Source organism: Actinoplanes subglobosus, from assembly GCF_042650585.1.
GTDB lineage: Bacteria > Actinomycetota > Actinomycetes > Mycobacteriales > Micromonosporaceae > Actinoplanes > Actinoplanes subglobosus.
This window is the reverse complement of the sequence record NZ_JBHSBL010000024.1, coordinates 603,716-621,283: the sequence shown is the minus strand read 5'-3', so window position 1 is coordinate 621,283 and position 17,568 is coordinate 603,716. Positions and strand designations below refer to the sequence as shown.

Here is a 17,568-nt window from a genome sequence, read left to right as displayed (position 1 = left end):
TACGGCCACCCGCGCCGTTAGCGTCGGGCACGTGACTTCGGTGGGTACGGGACTCGTCCTCGGCGCGGCCCTGTCCGTACAGTTCGGATCGGCCGTGGCGGCGCTGCTCTTCCCCCGCGCCGGCGCCGCCGGAGTCGTCGCGTTACGGCTGGTCATCGCGGCGATCGCGCTGCTGATCGTGTGCCGTCCCCGGCTGCGCGGCCACCGACGCGGGGACTGGCTGGCCGTCGCCGGGTTCGGCGTCGCCATGGGCGGCATGAACGGGCTGTTCTACCAGGCCATCGACCGGATCCCGCTCGGCCCGGCGGTCACCCTCGAAGTGCTCGGGCCACTCACCCTCGCCGTCGTCACCGCCCGGCGCCGGTCCAGCTGGCTGTGGGCGGCGCTCGCGCTCGCCGGAGTGGTACTGCTCGGCTATCAGGGATTCGACCGGCTCAACCTGGCCGGAGCCGGATTCGCTCTCGGCGCCGGCGTGATGTGGGCCGGGTACATCGTGTTCAGCGCGCGGACCGGACAACGGTTCCCCAAGGCCGACGGGCTCGCCCTGGCCCTGGCCGTGGCCGCCGTCATCACCCTGCCGTTCGGGATCGCCGACGCCGGAGCCGCCCTGCTCGACCCGGCGACCGTCGGACTCGGCGCGGTGGTGGCGCTGATGTCGTCGATGCTGCCGTACACGATGGAGCTGCTCGCCCTGCGCCGCCTCCCGACGTCGACGTTCGCGGTCCTGATGAGCCTGGGCCCGGCGGTGGCGGTGCTGGCGGGATTCGTCGTCCTCGGCCAGAGGCTGTCACCCCTCGAACTGGTCGCCGTCGCCCTCGTGATCGTGGCCAGCGCAGGAGCCGTCTCCACCCCGTCCCGCGCCCCCGTCGCCGACGCCGTCCCGGCCGGGACCCGCTGATCGCCCGGCTCCGGGGGCCCACCGACCACCCGGTTTCCGAAGCCCGTTGATCGCCCGGTTTCCGAAGCCCGCCGACCACCCGGTTTCCGAAGCCCGCCGACCACCCGGTTTCCGAAGCCCGCCGACCACCCGGTTTCCGAAGCCCGCCGACCACCCGGTTTCCGGGGGCCCGAAAGTGTCATACGCGCGAGGCATGATTGCGGCGTGACAGCTTCTGCGTCACTGCCCATGTCTCACTGCCCGCTTCGCCCACCGCCCGCTTCGCCCACCGCCTGCCACGATCGGATCACCATTCCGCCGACCGCGTCTTACCGCCCACGACCCTGACCAGATCGCCGCGGCCCGTTCGCCGCCGACAAGTCTCGGAAACATGACGTTCGCTGCTCGTCCCTTTCCCGTCGCTGTTGACGGCTCTACCGGAAAGGCCACGCCATGGTGCCCATCACCGAGCCCCTCGAGCCGATCGACCTGCCGGCTTCCGCAAAGCCGGAACCGGACGGCGTCGTAATTCCGATCAGAGGCCGTGTGTCCGGACCGGGTCTCCGGCCCCCGCTTCGGCCGGAGTCCTCGGAGACCACCGAGTGAGGTCAGCCCCGCGTCGACCGAACCCATCGGAGTCCAGCCGATGACGCCGCCTTCCCACTGGGGTGTCCGGCCACGTGACAGCATCGAGGCGGAGTGCGGCCGGCGGGGAACCGCCGCCGTGGTCGCCGGGTGCATTCGTCTCGTCGAAGGCGACACCGCCGACCCGGCCCTGATCATGGCGCTGGGCGGGCCGGCCGCAGGCCGTTTCCTGGGCGAACCAGCCACAGGCCGCTTCCCGGGCGAACCAGCCACAGGCCGCTTCCCGGGCGAACCAGCCACAGGCCGCTTCCCGGGCGAACCAGCCACAGGCCGCTTCCCGGGCGAACCAGCCGGTGACCGGTTCCCAGACGAGACGGTTGCGGACCGGCTCCCGGCCGGGACGGCCCGCGGAGACAGCTACTGGCTGCGGGTCTGGGGACTTCGCGGTCTGCTGTGGGTGTGGGACGACAGCGCAGCTCCGGCCACGATCGCGGCATTGCACGACGAGTCGTGGCGGGTCCGCGAGATGGCCGCCAAGACCATAGCGAAACACCAGGTCGGCGACGCTCTCCCCACACTGGCCGATATGCGTGGCGACCCGGTCGAACGAGTCCGCCGAGCGACCGACCGCGCCATCCGAATCCTGACCGGAGCTCAGGCCTGACGCCCGCCCCGAATCCGGAGAGTTGCCGGAGGCACTAGCCCATCACGTGCCCCCGGCCCGCCGTTCATCCGTTGCCGCCTCGCTCAAGGCCCGAATCTTGCGACAGGTTCCCGCCCGCGCGACGCAGCCTATTTCGGCCGCCTTCCGAGCTGACGACCATGTGGCTCAGCCGGCTGCGGTCCTCGCACCCGCACGCTACGCCGCTTTCGGCGACCTTCCACGCGCGATCCCGAAACCGTCCTACATCCCAGCGGCCGGGATCTTATACGACCTTGTTCGGGTCGACCGCTACCAGCGAGCCGCTCTCCATCGCTACCCAAACCAGGGTCCGACCGGACGAAGCGACACAGACGGGCGAGGCGGCCCAGCCGCATGAAGCCGCAGGAGCGGATGAAGCGGCCCGAGCAGATGAAGCCGTAGGAACGGACGAAGCGGCTGGAACGGACGAAGACGTAGGAACGGACGAAGCGGCCCGAGCGGATGAAGCCGTAGGAACGGACGAAGCGGCTGGAACGGGCGAAGCGGCTGGAACGGACGAAGCGGCTGGAACGGACGAGGCATCCGACTCGGACAGCACGCCGGTCACGGGCGAGTCGGGAACGCCGGGCTCCGCCGTGGTGGAGACCCAGAGGCCATGAGGCTCCCGGCCCGGCAGCGCGTGGAGGGCGATGTCACCGTCGGCTGTGACCCGGGCCAGTTCGCCGGAACCCCACAGCGTTACCCAGCAGTCGCCGTCGGGGTCGGCGGCGACAGCGTGTGGACGGCACCCGGGGTCGGTGAAGGCGAACTGCCGCACCGCTCCGGAACGATCGACGAGGCCGACACAGCCGCCGGCAATGTCCGCATACCAGACACCGGCGACCGAGGCGGCGACACCGACCGGGGCGGGCGTCGCCCTGCCACCCGGCAGCTCGATGATCTTCACGGACTCGCCGGCGATGGTACGACCATCGGGAGCCGCAGCGGCGGAGATGCGGGCGAGCGCGCCGGCTCCGTTCAGCGCGACCCAGGCATCACCGGCGGCGTCCACGGTGATCATCGCGGCCCTTGCGTCCGGCACCGGCAGGTCGATCATGGTGAGGTCGCCCGTCACGGTCGAGTGGCCGACCTGGTTCAGGCCGGGCGCGGTGAACCAGACGCCACCACCCGGGATCGCCACGATGCCGTAAGGCGCCGACCCAGCCGGGAGTTCGATCACCACATACTCGCCGGTGACATCCCTCCGGACCAGCCGGTCGTCGCTGCGGGTGCACCAAAGCGCACCATCGTCGGTGACGGCCAGGAGCATCGGGCGGCCGTCGAACGCCTCGCGCCTGACCTCGAACACCTCGCGCGCAACATCCACAGCCTCCCGTGCGACATCCACAGCCTCCCGCCCGACATTCACGGACTCCCGCCGGGCGCCGACGGACTCCGGCCGGGCGCCGACGGACTCCCGCTGGACACCGACGGACTCCGGCCGGGCGCCGACGGACTCCCGCTGGACGCCGACGGACTCCGGCCGGGCGTCGAAGGGCTCGCGCTGGACGTCGCCGGGCGTCACACGCGCAAGCCCCGGCGGGTCGAGAATCGTCGTCCACAGCGTGCCGGTGGCATCACCGGTCACCGCGTAGGGCGCCCATCCGTCAGGGAGAGTCACCTCGGTCATGCCCCACCACCTCCATTCCGCACTAACGCTACACGTGTAGCATTAATAGCATGGAGTCGATCCCGCAAGCACCCCCCGGTGCCGCACGCCCCGGCGGTCGGACCGCACGCACTCGCGAGCGAGTCCTCGACGCCGTCGCATCGCTGCTGCTGGAGGGTGGTTTCGACGCCCTGACCGTGGACGCTGTCGCAACCCGCTCGGGGGTGCACCGCACTACCGTCTACCGGCGCTGGCGCGACACCGGCAGCCTCCTCGCCGATTCCCTCGACGCTGCTCGCGAGCAGCGGTGGCGACCGCCGGACACCGGTTCCCTGCTCGGCGATCTGACCGAAATCAATCATCAGATCGTCGCCGCCCTGACCGAGGAACCGTCGATCACGCGGGCGCTGATCACCGCATCGTTCCGCTCACCCGCGGCCGCCCACGCGTTGCGGATGTTCTGGGAGGACCGCTACACGAGCGCGGCTGTGGTCATCGAGCGCGCCGTCGAACGCGGCGAGGCCACCTCCGGGGCGGACTCCCGGACCGTACTCATCGCCTCCTGCGCGCCGATCTTCTACGAGCTGACCCTGATGCGCTCCCCCGTCTCCGAGGACATCGCCGAGAGGTACGCCCGCGTCGGCACCGCGGCCGCCACCTGAACCACGGTCACCGGTCGGCGGGCTGCTTGCGCGTGACCTCATTCCCGGACGGCACTCGACCCTCGCCGTATCCGGAAGCCGAGGTGCGGCCCTCACACCATTCAGAAACCGCGACCACACGGAAACCGCGACCACACGGAAACCGCGACCACATGGGAACCGCGACCACATGGGAACCGCGGCCCGTGTGGTGCCGCGAAGGCGGGCGACGGAACTGCTGGAGGCAAGGCCGGCCACGGTAAAGGTCCGACGAGCCGGGCCTACGCCCAGGTTCGGCTGTGCATCTGGGAAGTGACGGTGACCGGGTGCGGCGGATCGATCCGGTACCACCAGCGGAGCCGGGCCGGCGTGGTGGGCCGGACCGGTTTCAGCTGCCGCGCCACGGTGATCAGGCGTTCCGCCGCGCGGCGGGCCTGCCGTGCGGACGTCCGATGGTCGAAGACGGCCCGCACCGCACTGCCGCGGCGGGCCAGCACCCGCACACCGGCGTCCGCGGCGCGCGCCACGAACTCGGCGGGTGGGCAGCCGACGCCGGCGACGTCGAGGAGAACGATGTTCGTGTCCGGCGGGGTGACCGTGAACAGCGGCGATTCGGCGAGGACCGCGGCGAACAACCGGGCGCTGGCGTGGTCGTCGGCGAGGCGGGCGCTGTTGTTGAGCAGCGCCCACAGGGCGGCCGCGGCGAACGGGCCCCGCTGGCGCAGCGATCCGCCGTACCACCGGCGGTGGCGGCGGGCGGCGGTGATGAACTCCGCCGTGCCCAGCAGCACCGATCCCATCGGTGCGCCGAGGCCCTCGGTGACGGACAGCGCCATGGCGTCGCTGGTGGCGCCCCATGCGGCCGGTGCGATGCCGGTGGCCGCGACCGCGTGCATGATGCGTGCCCCGTCCAGATAGACGGCGCCGCCGTGGCGGGTACCCCACCGATGGAGGTCGGCGAGCAGTTCCAGCGGGTAGATCCGGCCGCCGCGGGCACTCACCGTGTTCTCGGTCCAGATCAGGCCGACCGGCGCCCCGGCCGACGACCGGTGGAACCCGCCAGGCGTGGCCGCCGGCGGCCACGAGAACCGATCGGTCGTCGCCGGCGACGACCGAAACAGCCCAGCGGAGGCCGCCGGCGACGAGGGGAACCCGTCGGAGGTGGCCGACAACGTTGAGGGAAACCCGTCGGAGCCGGCCACCGGCGGGCGGAGGAAACCGTCGGGCGTGGCGACCGCGTTGATCGTCACCCCACCGAGGTCGGCGGCGGGTGAGGCGTCGAAAGCGTCCAGATGGTTGCCGGCGTCGCACAGCACCGGCCGGCCACGACCGGCGAGAACCTTCAGAGCCACCTGGTTGCTGACCGTCCCGGACGGCATGAACAGCGCCGACTCCTTGCCGAACAGGGCCGCGCAGTACTCCTCGAGATCCCCGGTGGCGGTGTTCCCGCCGGCCGTCATGGCACGCAGCGCCGGTCCGCTGGGGCCGCGTGCCGTGTCGGTGCGCAGGTCGATCAGATCCAGAGACATGCCGGTAACCCCCGTTGCTCGCTCCCTCAGGTCTGATCGCCGTGGGGACGGGGTGATACCTGTCGCGAGACGCGCTCCCTGCCGCTGGGGACTTACCTCACAAAGCCGACACTCAGGCGACGATGTGCAGGTCGTGGCTGGTGTTGTTGAGACGGCGGCCACCATCGGCGGTCACCGTGACGATGTCCTCGATGCGGACCCCGAAACGGCCGGGAAGATAGATACCAGGTTCGATGGAGAAACACATCCCGGGTACGAGCGGACGCCGCTCCCCCGCCACCAGGTACGGCGGTTCGTGGGTGGTCAGCCCGATGCCGTGCCCGGTCCGGTGGATGAAGTATTCGCCGTACCCGGCCCGGGTGATCACGTCCCGGGCCACCCGGTCGATCTCCTCGCAGGGCACACCGGGACGCACCGCTTCGAAGGCCGCCTGCTGGGCCTCGCGCACGACGTCGAAAACCTCGCGTTCGAGTGAGGTCGGCTCGCCCACGTGCACGGTCCGGGTGGTGTCGGAGCCGTAGCCGTCCTTGAGACCGCCGAAGTCGAGGACCACCATGTCGCCGTCGGCGATCACCCGCTCGCCCATCTCGTGGTGCGGGTTCGCGCCGTTGGGTCCCGAACCGACCACGGTGAAGTCGACCTGCGAATGCCCGTGGGCGACCAGCAACGCGGCCAGGTCGGTGCCGACCTGGTGTTCGGTGCGGCCGGCGAACCGTACCCCCACGATCTGTTCGTAGGCCGCGTCGGCGGCCGCACCCGCAGCGGCGAGCCGGTCCACCTCGTCGGTGTCCTTGACCGCCCGGAGCATCGGCAGCGATCCGGTCATCGACGTGTAGGCCGAACCGGGCAGCGCCTCCTGCAGGCCGAGCAGGTGCAGGGCCCACGCGTTGTCGGAGACCGCGTAGCGGCCTTTCGGGTCGAGCAGCCCGGCGGCCGCCGCGTACGGGTCGGTGCCGTCCGCCCAGTCGGTGATCGTCACCGCACCGGCGCCGGCCGCCTTCACGGCGTCGGGCCGTTCCAGCACCGGCACGATCAGGTGCGGGTCGTGGTCGGCGTCGAGCACCAGCATGGTGATCCGTTCGGTGATCGCGGTCGGCCGGTAGCCGGTGAAGTAGATCAGATCGGGACCGGGAGTGATCAGTAGTCCGGTCAGTCCGGCGTCGGCGGCCTGGGCGACCGCGCGTTCCATCCGGCGTCGGAAATGGGCCGTCATCGCTCGTCTCCTTCTGGGGGAACGGGCCGGGTGGGAACGGACCGAGGGGGAACGGGCCGGGTGGGAACGGACCGGATGGGGCCGGACCGGATGGGATCGGACCGAGTGGGAACGGGCCGGGTCGGGATGGTGTGGCTGGTCGAGGCCGCGGCGGCGGCCAGGTGCACGGCATGCGGTTGCGCGGCCTGGTGGCGGCGCATCAACACGATAAGCGCCACACCGGCGGCCGACATGACGGTCATCAGGATCGAGGCCCCGGCCAGGCCGGCGGCGAGGGCGTCGGCGGTGGAGGCCCCTTCGGCGGTACGGGCGTCGGTGACCGCCGTGGACACGGTGGCCACGGCCGCGACGGCGAGCGATCCACCCACGTAACGGGCCATGTTGGAGATGCCGGACGCCTGTCCGACCTGGTCCTCGGGTACCGCCGAGGTCGACGCCGACGAGGCGGGGCCGTTGGCCAGGCCGAGCCCGACGGCGATCACGATCAGCGGCAGCACGAACGTCGTGTAGGTCCATCCGGCGTCAACGAGGATCAGTGCGGCGCTGGCCAGGGTGGCCAGCCCGAAGCCGAGCGCGACCGCCCGCCCCGCCCCGATCTTCACGGCCAGCGGCGTGATCAGCGGCGTGATGGCGATCATCGCGGCCGCCGCGGGCAGGGTGGCGAGCCCGGCCTCCAACGGCGTCATCCCGAACGCCGCCGGATCCTGGAAGTAAAGGCTGAGCAGGTACATCAGGGCGTTGATGGCCCCGGCGACGAGCAGGATCGCGATGGTGGCGCCGACCAGTACCCGGTTGCGCAGCAGCCGCAGGTCGACCAGTGGCGCGGCGGCCCGTTTCTCGGCGGCCACGAAACCGACGGCCCCGGCGACGGCCAGCAGCAGGCAGCCGATCGTCGGTGCGGAGATCCAGCCCCACGAACTGCCCTCGCTGAGCGCCAGCACGAGCGGGGCCAGCGCGACGGCGACGAGGATCGTGCCGAGCACGTCGATCGAGCGGGTCCGCTGCTCGTCGCGGGACTCGGCCACGGTGAACATGGTGAGCGGGATGCAGGCGGCGGCGATGGCGGCGTCGATCCAGAACAGGCCCTGCCATCCGGTGGAGTCGACCAGGAGGCCACCGATCAGGGGGCCGGCGGCCGCGCCGACCGCCGACGCGGCGCCCCACATGGTGATCGCCTTCATCTGCCCGGCTCCGGCCGAGGCCACCGACAGCAGGCTCATGCCGCAGGCCAGGATGGTGGAGCCGGCCGCGCCCTGGATCATCCGGCCGGCGATGACACCGGTTCCGGAGCCGGCCAGGGCGATCAGCGCGCACGAGGCGACGAACAGCAGCAGGCCGCCGATGAACACCCGGCGGCGGCCGAAGACGTCGCCGAGCGCGCCGGACGTGACGATGACCGCCGCGCCGACCAGCATGTATCCGGTCACCGCCCACTGCAGCTGGTCGACCGGCGTGCCGAGGTCGGCGCTGATCGCCGGGAGCAGGATGGTGACTGCCGAGGTGTTGGCGTTGACCACGAGCGCCGAGATGCAGGCGGCCAGGAGCACACCCGGTCCGGCCTTCTTCAACTGCACTTCTGTCGGGGACACGCCGGTCAGCCTCGCCGCCGTGGCGCCCCGATGGATCACCCGCTCGGGGTGAATCCACGGGTTCCGGCGCCCGCCTACCGTCCACCCGATGAAGGACGCGGAAGTGCAGGAGTTCCTTCTCTACCTCGGCAGCGCGCTCACCGCGGCCGGTGAGGCGGTCAACCAGATCGAGGAACGGCTGTTGCGGGTCGCGGTCGCCTACGGTTCGCCCCGGGCCGGGATCGCGGTGCTGCCCACCTATCTGGTGGTCGCGCTGTCACCGAACCATCCGGCCACCCTGGAACCGACGCGGCAGCTCAACGGCGGTCTGCGACTGGATCAGACCGCCGCCGTCTACGACCTGCTCAAGCTGGCCGAGCACGGCGAGGTCACCCCGGCCGAGGGGATGGCCCGGCTGCGGGAGATCACGGCGATGCCGGCCCGGTTCCATTTCCTGATGCAGATCCTGGGGTACGCCGTACTAGCCGTCGGTATCTGCCTGATCCTCCAGCCGACCTGGTCCGATCTGGCGCTCGCCGGCGTCTTCGGTGCGCTGGTCGGGGTGTTCAAACTGGTCGGCGCGCGCTGGACGAGCGTACAGATGATCATGCCGGTGGCCGCGTCGTTCCTGGTCGCCGCGAGCACGTTCCTGCTGGCCGACAGCGGTTGGGCGGACGCCGACCTGCGGGCCATGGTGGCACCGCTGGCCACGTTCCTGCCCGGTGCCATGCTCACCATGGCCGTCGTGGAACTGTCCGCGGCCGAGATGGTCACCGGGGCGAGCCGGCTGGTCGCGGGGATCCTGCAGCTGATGCTGCTCGCCTTCGGGATCATCGGGGCCGCGCAGGTGGTGGACCTGCCCCGGTACGAGGTGCCGGTGAGCTCCCCGGAGAACTCGATCGGCACGTGGGCGCCGTGGCTGGGCGCGCTGGTCGTCGGGATCGGCTGCTACCTGGTCTACTCCGGCCCGCCCCGCACGCTCGGATGGCTCTGTCTCGTCCTCTACGCCGGGTGGACCGGCCAGTACTTCGGGGGCCTGGTCCTCGGCGGGTACCTGAGCGGGTTCGTCGGCGCGCTGGTGCTCACCGTCGTGGCGTACACCGTGGAGAGGTTTCCCTCCGGGCCGCCCGCGCTGGTGTCCTTCCTGCCCGGGTTCTGGCTGCTGGTGCCGGGTGCGCTGAGCCTGATCGGGCTGACCGAGTACCTGGCCCGCAGCTCCGAGCTCGGTTCGGAGGATCTGCTCGGCGCCGCCGGATCGATGGTGGCGGTGGCGTTGGGGGTGCTCTGCGGGCACCCGATCTTCCGGGCCCTGGCGCGCACCTTCGGCCGGACCGGTCTGCTGCGCAAGGAGCGCAGGTAAACCGCTCTCCACGGATGAGGTGGTGGAGGAGGGCCTGCCCTGACGATGCCCGCAGAATACCGCTCTGTCGCGAAGGGAGGCGGCGTTGAGCTCGACCGACGTGTCCGCCAAGCGGACCATCAACTACATATCCTGGGTCGCGCTGGCATTGATGACCACGAGTTCGGTGGCCAGCCTGCGGCCGTCCCCGACGATGGCTGTCTACGGACTGGCCAGCATCTTCCTCTATCTGCTGCCGGCCATCGTGTTCCTGTTGCCGACCGCGCTGGTCTCGGCCGAGCTGGCGTCCGGCTGGTCCGGCGGCGTCTACAAGTGGGTGAGCGAGGGGCTGAACAAGCCACTGGGCTTCCTCGCGGTGTGGTGCCAGTTCGCCATGACGATCTTCTACTACCCGAGCCTGCTCGGGTTCGTGGCGAGCACGCTGGCGTACGTCATCAATCCCGACCTGGCCTCCAGCGGCGTCTGGACCGCCATCGTGATCATGGTCTGCTACTGGACCGGCGTGTGGATCTCGTCGCGCGGCACCAGTGGTGTCGCCGGCCTGGCCAGCGGCGGCCTGATCATCGGCACGCTGGTCCCGGGCACCGTGCTCGTACTGCTCGGCATGATCTTCCTCGGCCAGGGCAACGAGTCGGCCGCCCCGATGACCGCCGACCACCTGCTGCCGACCTGGGCCGGGCTGTCCAGCCTGGTGCTGATCGTCAACAACTTCCTGTCCTACTCGGGCATGGAGATGAACGCGGTGCACGTCGGCTCGCTGAAGAACCCGGGCCGCGAGTTCCCGCGGGCGATGTTCCTGGCCATGGGCCTGGTGCTGCTGATCTTCATCCTGCCCGCGCTGGCGATCAGCTGGGTGGTCCCGGCCGAGCAGCTGTCGCTGACCGCCGGGGTGATGCAGGCCTTCGACGCGGTCTTCGCCGAGTTCGGCACCCAGTGGCTGACCCCGATCGTGGGCATCATGCTGGTCGCGGCATCGCTGGGCGGCATGCTGACCTGGCTGGCCGGCCCGTCGAAGGGCCTGCTGCTGATCTCCAAGCAGGAGGGCTACCTCCCGCCGTTCCTGCAGAAGCTGAACAAGCACGGCGTGCAGCAGAACATCCTGGTCACCCAGGGTCTGGTCACGACGGTGATCGCGCTGGCCTACGCGTTCATCCCGGACGTGTCCAGCGCGTACTGGATCTTCTCCGTGATCACCACGCAGGTCTACCTGATCATGTACCTGCTGATGTTCGTGGCGGCCGTCCGGCTGCGGAAGACCCAGCCCGACCACCCGCGCGGCTACCGCGCCCCGATGATCACCGGCCTCTGCGGTGTGGGCTTCGCGGCGTCGCTGGCCGCCCTGCTGATCGGCTTCATCCCGCCGTCGCAGTTCGGCTCCGGCAGCGTCGGCACCTACCTGCTGATCGTCGCCGGCGGCGCGCTCGGCCTGGGCCTGCTGGTGCCGTACCTCTTCTACCGCCTGCGCAAGCCGTCCTGGAAGGAGGCCCCCGCGTCATGAGAGCCAACACGCTGCTCTACAGCATCACCGGGGTGACGTTCCTGCTGTTCGCCGGTATCGGCCTGATCACCTACACCGCGGAGAAACAGACCCAGGAGGCCACCGACAAGGCCGCGCAACTGCAGACCGAACTGGCCGCGGCCGGGCTCCGGTCACCGTCGGCCGACCAGCTCGTGCACACGCTCGGCGCCGACGGCGGCGCGGTCTGCCTCGACCCGGACGACGCGCTGCGCCGGGGCATCCTCTACGGCCAGCTCACCAACGGCGCGGCCGGGCCCGGACAGCGGCCGGTGATCGCCGACAACAAGGTCGTCCAGGGCCAGCTGCTGATCATCAAGGTCTACTGCCCGGAGTACATCGAGTCGTTCCAGAAGGTCGTGGACGACCTCAAGCTCGAGGACGTGGCGTGATGGGACTGGCCGACGACGTCGGGGCGCTGATGGGCCGGGCCCGCAGCGACCTGGCCGAACTGGTGGCCATCCCGTCGGTGGCCGATCCCCGGCAGTTCCCGCCCGAGGAGTGCACGCGGGCGGCGAACTGGGTGGCGGACCGCTTCGCGGAGGTCGGTTTCACCGACCTGAGCCTGCGCGAGACCAGCGACGGCAGCAGCGCGGTCTACGGGGTACGCCCCTCGCGCGACCCCGACGCGCCGACGGTCCTGCTCTACGCCCACTACGACGTGCAGCCGCCGCTCGACGAGGCCGCGTGGCGTACCCCTCCGTTCACCCTCACCGAGGTGAACGGCCGGTGGTACGGCCGTGGCGCCGCCGACTGCAAGGGCAACATCGTCATGCACCTGACCGCGCTGCGTGCTCTCGGCGACGACATCCCGGTCAACCTGAAACTGATCGTCGAGGGTTCGGAGGAGCAGGGCACCGGCGGCCTGGAGGACTTCGTCGAACGTCACCCGGCCCTGCTGCACGCCGACGCGATCCTGGTCTGCGACACCGGCAACGCGGCGGTCGGCGTCCCGGCCGCCACGGTGACCCTGCGCGGGCTGGCCAATGTGGTGGTGACGGTCGACGCCCTGGCCGGGGAGGTGCACTCGGGCATGTTCGGTGGTCCCGCACCGGACGCCCTGGCCGCGCTGATCCAGATCCTGTCCTCGTTGCGTGACCGGGTCGGCAACACCACGATCACCGGCCTGGACAGTGCCCAGACGTGGACCGGCGCGCCCTATCCGGCGAGCCAGTTCCGCGCCGACGCCGGCCTGCACGACGGGGTGGCGCTGCTCGGCGACGGCACGGTGTCGGACATGGTGTGGGCGCGGCCGGCGGTCACCGTGCTCGGTATCGACTGCCCACCGGTGGTCGGCTCGGCCGCGGCGATCCAGCCGCGTGCCCGGGCCCGGCTCAACCTGCGGGTGCCGCCCGGCACCGACGCCGCCAAGGCGCAGGACGCGCTGATCGCGCACCTGCACGCGGCGGCGCCGTGGGGCGTGCGGGTCACCGTCGAGCCGGAGGCGCTGGGCCAGCCGTTCGAGGCGCGCACCGGCGGGCCGGCGTACCGGGCGCTGTCGTCGGCGATGCGGGAGGCGTACGGCCGGGAGATGGCCACCCTGGGCCAGGGCGGCTCGATCCCACTGTGCAACGTGTTCGCCGCGACCTATCCGGAGGCGGAGATCATCCTGATCGGTGTGGAGGAGCCGCTCGCGGCGATCCACGCTCCGAACGAGAGCGTCGACCCGGGCGAGATCGCCCGGCTGGCCCACGCCGAGGCGCTGTTCCTGAGGCATTACCGCAAGTAGGAGGGGGCGGGAAAGGCCCGGTGCCGCCGCACCGGGCCTTTCTCATGCGGTGGCCGTCTGCTGTTTCGCCATGTGTTCGAGCACCTCGGCCGTGATCGCGTCGGCCGTGGCGGGCAGCTCCGCCATCATCTTGTCCGCGTCACCGCCGCCGGCGTCCTTCGCCTCGAACAGCATGACCGTGACCAGCAGGTTTCCGACCCGGGTCGTCTGCCTGAGCTCGTCGATGTTCTTCGTGATCTCGGCGTCGTCGACGTCGGCGACCACGACGGCGGGCCCGGACGGGGTGTCGCGCTCGGCCACCCGGACCACACCCGGCTGAAGTCTCCCGGCCCGGGTCATCGCTTCGTCCCGGCTTCGGGTGAAGTCACGCTCGGCGTACTCGTAGGCGGATTTGTGCGGAGTGGAGCTGTCCAGGTGGATGCGGATGTTCACGGTCACCCAGGGCGGAGCTTCCGAGTCGTCCGCGTCCTTCGGCCGCCAGCCGCAGTCGACCCAGTCGATGATGTCGCTCTTCTCCGGCAGCAGATTCCAGCGGCCCGGCTGGGATCGGGTGAATCTCGCGGACTCCGGCGAGTCGAGGGTGGGGCAGGTGGTGCCCAGTGAGGCGAAGTAGGCGGGCATGACCGGCGCCGACACTGTCGCGGACGGGGGCGGAGGGGTGGGCTGATCGCCGGCGGTGCAGCCGGTCAGGGCGGCCAGCCCGGCCCCCGCCAACAGGATTGACCATGATCGAATCACGCCGGGACACTACCCGACGGTGACCCGTCAGGGACGCCGGCGACGGTCACGGCGGCGTAGCGGGGCCCGCGGCAGGTGGCTGATCCCGGCCGCGAGGTACGGGCCGACCAGTTCGACCCGGTCCCCGGACGGGGCGGTGACCTCCAGCAGGGCACCGTCCGGCAGGCGCAGGTGGACGGCGATGGCGTCGCGGCGACCGGACAGGCCGTACACGCCGGCGAACGTGATCTGCGCGAACAGGCGCAGCCGGCGGTCGACGACCAGGCCCCGGCGGATCACCAGCACGTCGTCGCGCCAGTAGGCGAGCATCCGCCGGGACCAGCCGCGGCGCAGGCCACGCCAGCCCGGTGGACGGGGTCCGGCGGTGCGGAACCGGGCGGTGAAGACCGGGCCCTCCCGGATGAACGCCCGCTGGCGGCGGCGGTCCACGAGCAGGCCGGACAGCAGCAACAACGACAGCGCCAACAGCGCGGCCGACGCGGCGATCGTCGTGTTCAACGCGGCACCACCTCCGGGATCCGTCTCCGGCTACAGCCTTGACGGATCGGAGGGCGGTCGCGTCACCCCGCGCAGATGATTCGGATCGCCCGGGCACCGCTCGTCTTCGTGATCGCTCAGCGGCGCTTCATCGAAGGTTCGGCCCATACCGGCCTCAGGGGTGAGCCGATAGGTTCTGCGGCATGAATCGATGGTGGTTGTGGGCGGTCGGCGGCGTCGGCGCGGTCGTCCTGGCGGTGGCCGGGTGGAAGATCTTCTTCTCCGGCGACCCGGGCGCGGCTCTCGTCGTCCTGGTGATCACCGGCGGGTTGCTGCTGATCAGCCCGTTCGTGCTGCCCCGCCTGGAGGCGCTGGTCCTCGGCGCCGACGGCTTCGAGCTACGGGTCGTGCGGCAGATCGCCCAGCACGGCGCACCGGAGACGGCCCGGCTGCTCGACAACACCGAGCTGGCCGAGATCGCCGAGGCGTACGGGGTGATCCACACCCAGCTGGTCGGCGGCACCTTCTACACCGTCCGCAAGCAGGTGCAGGATCACCTCGTCACCCGGGCGGCGGCCTTCGCCAGCCAGCGGACGTTCAACCCGGACGAGATCAAGGTGCTGTTCCCGACGGCGTCCGGGCCGGTGCGGGTGCTGCTGCTCGGCCTGATGCAGGGCGATCCGCGGCTCGTCGACGTGGCGACGCTGGCCGAGGGGATCAGTGTCCCGGTCACCCGCAACGAGCAGTTCCAGGCCCTGGTCCTGGTTCTGGCCAACCTGCGGCGCTTCACCGAGGCCGAGCGGGCCACCCTGACGGCCGCCATCGACGGCGCCGACCTCGGCCAGGACGACAGCGACCGCCGCAAGATCGTCGACCGGATCCGGGCGGCACAATGATCACATGCCCTTCGCAGTCTTCGACGTCGACGGGGTGGTCGCCGACGTAAGGCACCGCCTGCGGCACATCGCCCGCCAGCCCAAGGACTGGGCCCGCTTCTTCTCCGCCGCCGACCGGGACCCGCCCCTGTCCGAGGGCACCGACCTGGTTCACCACTACGCGCGTGACCACGACCTGGTCTGGCTGACCGGGCGGCCCGAGTGGCTGCGGCCGGTCACCGAACGGTGGTTCACGCGGCACGGCCTGCCGGCCGGGCGCCTGCTGATGCGGCCCGAGGACGATCGGCGGCCCGCCCGGGACTACAAGCTCGGGCAGCTGCGCAAGCTGGCCCGCGACGGCGACATCGCGGTGATCGTCGACGACGACCCGGCCGTGGTGAAACGACTGAAGAGCGAGGGGCTCCCGGTCCTGCTGGCCGACTGGGTGCCGTACGAACGGTCGCTGCGACAGGCTCAGGAACGCGACGGCCGTACCTGACCTATGGTTGCTGGGTGGCGGCCGGTGGCTGCCACCGTTTTTGTGAGGGGTGGAATCGGTGAGTCAAAACGTGCTGACATCGGCGGCGGGGGTTGCTGCCCAGGCGGCGCGGCGGCGTACGTTCGCGGTGATCTCGCACCCGGACGCCGGCAAGTCGACGATGACCGAGGCGCTCGCCCTGCACGCGCGCGTCATCGGCCAGGCAGGCGCGGTGCACGGCAAGGGCGACCGTAAAGGTGTCGTCTCCGACTGGATGGCGATGGAGCAGCAGCGTGGCATCTCGGTCACGTCGGCGGCGCTCCAGTTCTCCTACGGCGACACGGTCATCAACCTGCTCGACACGCCCGGCCACGCCGACTTCTCCGAGGACACCTACCGGGTGCTGACCGCGGTCGACAGCGCGGTCATGCTGCTGGACGCGGCGAAGGGCCTGGAGCCGCAGACGCTGAAGCTGTTCGAGGTGTGCCGGCAGCGGGCCATTCCGGTGATCACGTTCATCAACAAGTGGGACCGGCCCGGCCACGACGCGCTCGCACTGATGGACGAGATCGAGCAGCGGATCGGGCTCAAACCGACCCCGCTGACCTGGCCGGTCGGCATCGCCGGGCACTTCCACGGCGTCATCGACCGCCGGACCGGGGTGTTCACCCGGATGCAGCGCTCCCCCGGCGGCGCCGACCTGGCCATCGAGGAGGAGATGTCCGACGCCGAGGCCGCCGAGAGGTACGGCGCGGAGTGGGTCACCGCCAACGAGGAACTCGAACTGCTGGAGATGACCGGCGCCGACCACGACCAGGCGACCTTCCTCGGCGCCACCAGCACGCCGGTGCTCTTCGGTGCGGCGGTCGCCAACCTGGGCGTACGGCAGCTGCTCAACATCCTGGTCGAGCTGGCCCCGCCGGCGACCGCCCGGCCCACGGTGAGCGGGACGGACCAGGCCGTCGACAGCGGGTTCTCCGGGTTCGTCTTCAAGATCCAGGCGAACATGAACAAGGCCCACCGTGACCAGGTCGCCTTCATGCGGATCTGCTCCGGCCGGTTCGAGCGCGGCATGATCGTCACTCACGCCGGCACCGGCCGCCCGTTCACCACCAAGTATGCCCAGCAGGTCTTCGGCCAGGGCCGCGACACCATCGACGAGGCGTTCCCCGGCGACGTGGTCGGCCTGGTCAACGCGACGGCGCTGGGCATCGGCGACACCCTCTACGCCGACAAGCCGGTGCAGTACCCGGCGCTGCCGTCGTTCCCGCCGGAGCACTTCGCGGTCTGCCGGACCGACGACACCGGCGCCTACAAGCGGTTCCGCCGCGGCATCGAACAGCTCGACGGCGAGGGCGTCGTGCAGGTCCTGCGCTCCGACCTGCGCGGCGACGGCCTGCCGGTGCTGGCGGCGGTCGGCCCGATGCAGTTCGAGGTGGCCAGCTTCCGGTTGGAGGCCGAGTTCGGGGTGAAGGTGCACCTCGACCGGCTGCCGTACGAGATCGCGGCCGTCACCGACGCCGAGGGCAAGGAGATGCTGCGCGGCGAGTCCCAGGTGGAGGTGATGACCCGGGTGCGTGACGGTGCGCTGCTCGCGGTGTTCGCCCACCGCTGGCGGATGCGCACGGTGGCCGGCCGTCACCCCGGCCTGTACCTCGACGCCCCGCTGGACGCCGGCCTGTAATCGGGGC

Annotated in this window: 16 protein-coding genes; 10 read left to right on the top strand and 6 right to left on the bottom strand. The window is 70.9% G+C overall.

Going from position 1 to position 17,568, the window contains the following annotated elements; genetic code table 11:
* Positions 1-31: 31 nt before the first annotated feature.
* On the top strand, positions 32-898 hold the full coding sequence (locus ACFO0C_RS37020; protein ID WP_378071440.1) for an EamA family transporter: 867 nt from the start codon (positions 32-34) through the stop codon (positions 896-898).
* Positions 899-1,523: 625 nt separating this feature from the next.
* Complete coding sequence (locus ACFO0C_RS37015; RefSeq protein ID WP_378071439.1) at positions 1,524-2,126, top strand: HEAT repeat domain-containing protein; 603 nt, start codon at positions 1,524-1,526, stop codon at positions 2,124-2,126.
* A 262-nt stretch (positions 2,127-2,388) separates the two neighbouring features.
* Here the strand turns inward: ACFO0C_RS37015 and ACFO0C_RS37010 are convergent, their stop codons facing one another.
* Positions 2,389-3,774: a Vgb family protein gene (locus ACFO0C_RS37010; RefSeq protein ID WP_378071438.1), complete on the bottom strand. Its 1,386-nt coding sequence runs from the start codon at positions 3,772-3,774 to the stop codon at positions 2,389-2,391.
* A gap of 50 nt (positions 3,775-3,824) precedes the next feature.
* Here ACFO0C_RS37010 and ACFO0C_RS37005 point away from each other — a divergent pair, with 50 nt between their 5' ends.
* The gene (locus tag ACFO0C_RS37005) at positions 3,825-4,415 is read left to right on the top strand and encodes a TetR/AcrR family transcriptional regulator (RefSeq protein ID WP_378071437.1); all 591 of its coding nucleotides are present in this window, start codon (positions 3,825-3,827) and stop codon (positions 4,413-4,415) included.
* Between the two features lie 260 nt (positions 4,416-4,675).
* Here ACFO0C_RS37005 and ACFO0C_RS37000 read toward each other — a convergent pair whose 3' ends face one another.
* The 3 genes from ACFO0C_RS37000 to ACFO0C_RS36990 all read right to left on the bottom strand — a co-directional run bounded on the left by ACFO0C_RS37000 (position 4,676) and on the right by ACFO0C_RS36990 (position 8,725).
* The gene (locus tag ACFO0C_RS37000; RefSeq protein WP_378071436.1) at positions 4,676-5,923 is read right to left on the bottom strand and encodes a threonine aldolase family protein; all 1,248 of its coding nucleotides are present in this window, start codon (positions 5,921-5,923) and stop codon (positions 4,676-4,678) included.
* Positions 5,924-6,035: 112 nt separating this feature from the next.
* A complete protein-coding gene (locus tag ACFO0C_RS36995; RefSeq protein WP_378071435.1) occupies positions 6,036-7,136 on the bottom strand; it encodes an aminopeptidase P family protein in 1,101 nt (366 codons plus the stop codon).
* On the bottom strand, positions 7,133-8,725 hold the full coding sequence (locus ACFO0C_RS36990) for an MFS transporter (protein WP_378071434.1): 1,593 nt from the start codon (positions 8,723-8,725) through the stop codon (positions 7,133-7,135). Before ACFO0C_RS36990 ends, ACFO0C_RS36995 begins: the two co-directional genes overlap by 4 nt.
* A gap of 88 nt (positions 8,726-8,813) precedes the next feature.
* Here ACFO0C_RS36990 and ACFO0C_RS36985 point away from each other — a divergent pair, with 88 nt between their 5' ends.
* From ACFO0C_RS36985 to ACFO0C_RS36970, 4 genes are all read left to right on the top strand, one after another.
* Positions 8,814-10,064: a threonine/serine exporter family protein gene (locus ACFO0C_RS36985; RefSeq protein ID WP_378071433.1), complete on the top strand. Its 1,251-nt coding sequence runs from the start codon at positions 8,814-8,816 to the stop codon at positions 10,062-10,064.
* An 85-nt stretch (positions 10,065-10,149) separates the two neighbouring features.
* On the top strand, positions 10,150-11,562 hold the full coding sequence (locus ACFO0C_RS36980) for an APC family permease (RefSeq protein WP_378071432.1): 1,413 nt from the start codon (positions 10,150-10,152) through the stop codon (positions 11,560-11,562).
* Positions 11,559-11,972, top strand: a complete 414-nt coding sequence (locus tag ACFO0C_RS36975; RefSeq protein ID WP_378071431.1) for a hypothetical protein — start codon at positions 11,559-11,561, stop codon at positions 11,970-11,972. Before ACFO0C_RS36980 ends, ACFO0C_RS36975 begins: the two co-directional genes overlap by 4 nt.
* Positions 11,972-13,309, top strand: a complete 1,338-nt coding sequence (locus ACFO0C_RS36970; protein ID WP_378071522.1) for a dipeptidase — start codon at positions 11,972-11,974, stop codon at positions 13,307-13,309. Before ACFO0C_RS36975 ends, ACFO0C_RS36970 begins: the two co-directional genes overlap by 1 nt.
* Before the next feature lie 42 nt (positions 13,310-13,351).
* On the opposite strand, the gene ACFO0C_RS36965 is transcribed toward ACFO0C_RS36970, so the two are convergent.
* Positions 13,352-14,047, bottom strand: a complete 696-nt coding sequence (locus ACFO0C_RS36965; RefSeq protein WP_378071430.1) for a hypothetical protein — start codon at positions 14,045-14,047, stop codon at positions 13,352-13,354.
* Between the two features lie 27 nt (positions 14,048-14,074).
* On the bottom strand, positions 14,075-14,545 hold the full coding sequence (locus ACFO0C_RS36960) for a hypothetical protein (protein ID WP_378071429.1): 471 nt from the start codon (positions 14,543-14,545) through the stop codon (positions 14,075-14,077).
* A gap of 182 nt (positions 14,546-14,727) precedes the next feature.
* Here ACFO0C_RS36960 and ACFO0C_RS36955 point away from each other — a divergent pair, with 182 nt between their 5' ends.
* Genes ACFO0C_RS36955 through ACFO0C_RS36945 form a run of 3 tightly spaced genes read left to right on the top strand, consistent with a single transcriptional unit; the run spans position 14,728 to position 17,561 of the window.
* Complete coding sequence (locus tag ACFO0C_RS36955) at positions 14,728-15,420, top strand: hypothetical protein (protein ID WP_378071428.1); 693 nt, start codon at positions 14,728-14,730, stop codon at positions 15,418-15,420.
* Positions 15,421-15,424: 4 nt separating this feature from the next.
* The gene (locus ACFO0C_RS36950; protein WP_378071427.1) at positions 15,425-15,898 is read left to right on the top strand and encodes a phosphatase domain-containing protein; all 474 of its coding nucleotides are present in this window, start codon (positions 15,425-15,427) and stop codon (positions 15,896-15,898) included.
* Positions 15,899-15,956: 58 nt separating this feature from the next.
* On the top strand, positions 15,957-17,561 hold the full coding sequence (locus ACFO0C_RS36945; RefSeq protein WP_378071426.1) for a peptide chain release factor 3: 1,605 nt from the start codon (positions 15,957-15,959) through the stop codon (positions 17,559-17,561).
* Positions 17,562-17,568 lie beyond the last annotated feature (7 nt).

Bases quoted from the DNA above. Each gene is read 5' to 3' on its own strand.
- ACFO0C_RS36950 (WP_378071427.1), top strand. From the start codon at position 15,425: ATGCCCTTCGCAGTCTTCGACGTCGACGGGGTGGTCGCCGACGTAAGG.
- ACFO0C_RS36975 (WP_378071431.1), top strand. From the start codon at position 11,559: ATGAGAGCCAACACGCTGCTCTACAGCATCACCGGGGTGACGTTCCTG.
- ACFO0C_RS37000 (WP_378071436.1), bottom strand. From the start codon at position 5,923: ATGTCTCTGGATCTGATCGACCTGCGCACCGACACGGCACGCGGCCCC.
- ACFO0C_RS37010 (WP_378071438.1), bottom strand. From the start codon at position 3,774: ATGACCGAGGTGACTCTCCCTGACGGATGGGCGCCCTACGCGGTGACC.
- ACFO0C_RS36970 (WP_378071522.1), top strand. From the start codon at position 11,972: ATGGGACTGGCCGACGACGTCGGGGCGCTGATGGGCCGGGCCCGCAGC.
- ACFO0C_RS36985 (WP_378071433.1), top strand. From the start codon at position 8,814: ATGAAGGACGCGGAAGTGCAGGAGTTCCTTCTCTACCTCGGCAGCGCG.
- ACFO0C_RS37005 (WP_378071437.1), top strand. From the start codon at position 3,825: ATGGAGTCGATCCCGCAAGCACCCCCCGGTGCCGCACGCCCCGGCGGT.
- ACFO0C_RS36955 (WP_378071428.1), top strand. From the start codon at position 14,728: ATGAATCGATGGTGGTTGTGGGCGGTCGGCGGCGTCGGCGCGGTCGTC.
- ACFO0C_RS37015 (WP_378071439.1), top strand. From the start codon at position 1,524: ATGACGCCGCCTTCCCACTGGGGTGTCCGGCCACGTGACAGCATCGAG.
- ACFO0C_RS36995 (WP_378071435.1), bottom strand. From the start codon at position 7,136: ATGACGGCCCATTTCCGACGCCGGATGGAACGCGCGGTCGCCCAGGCC.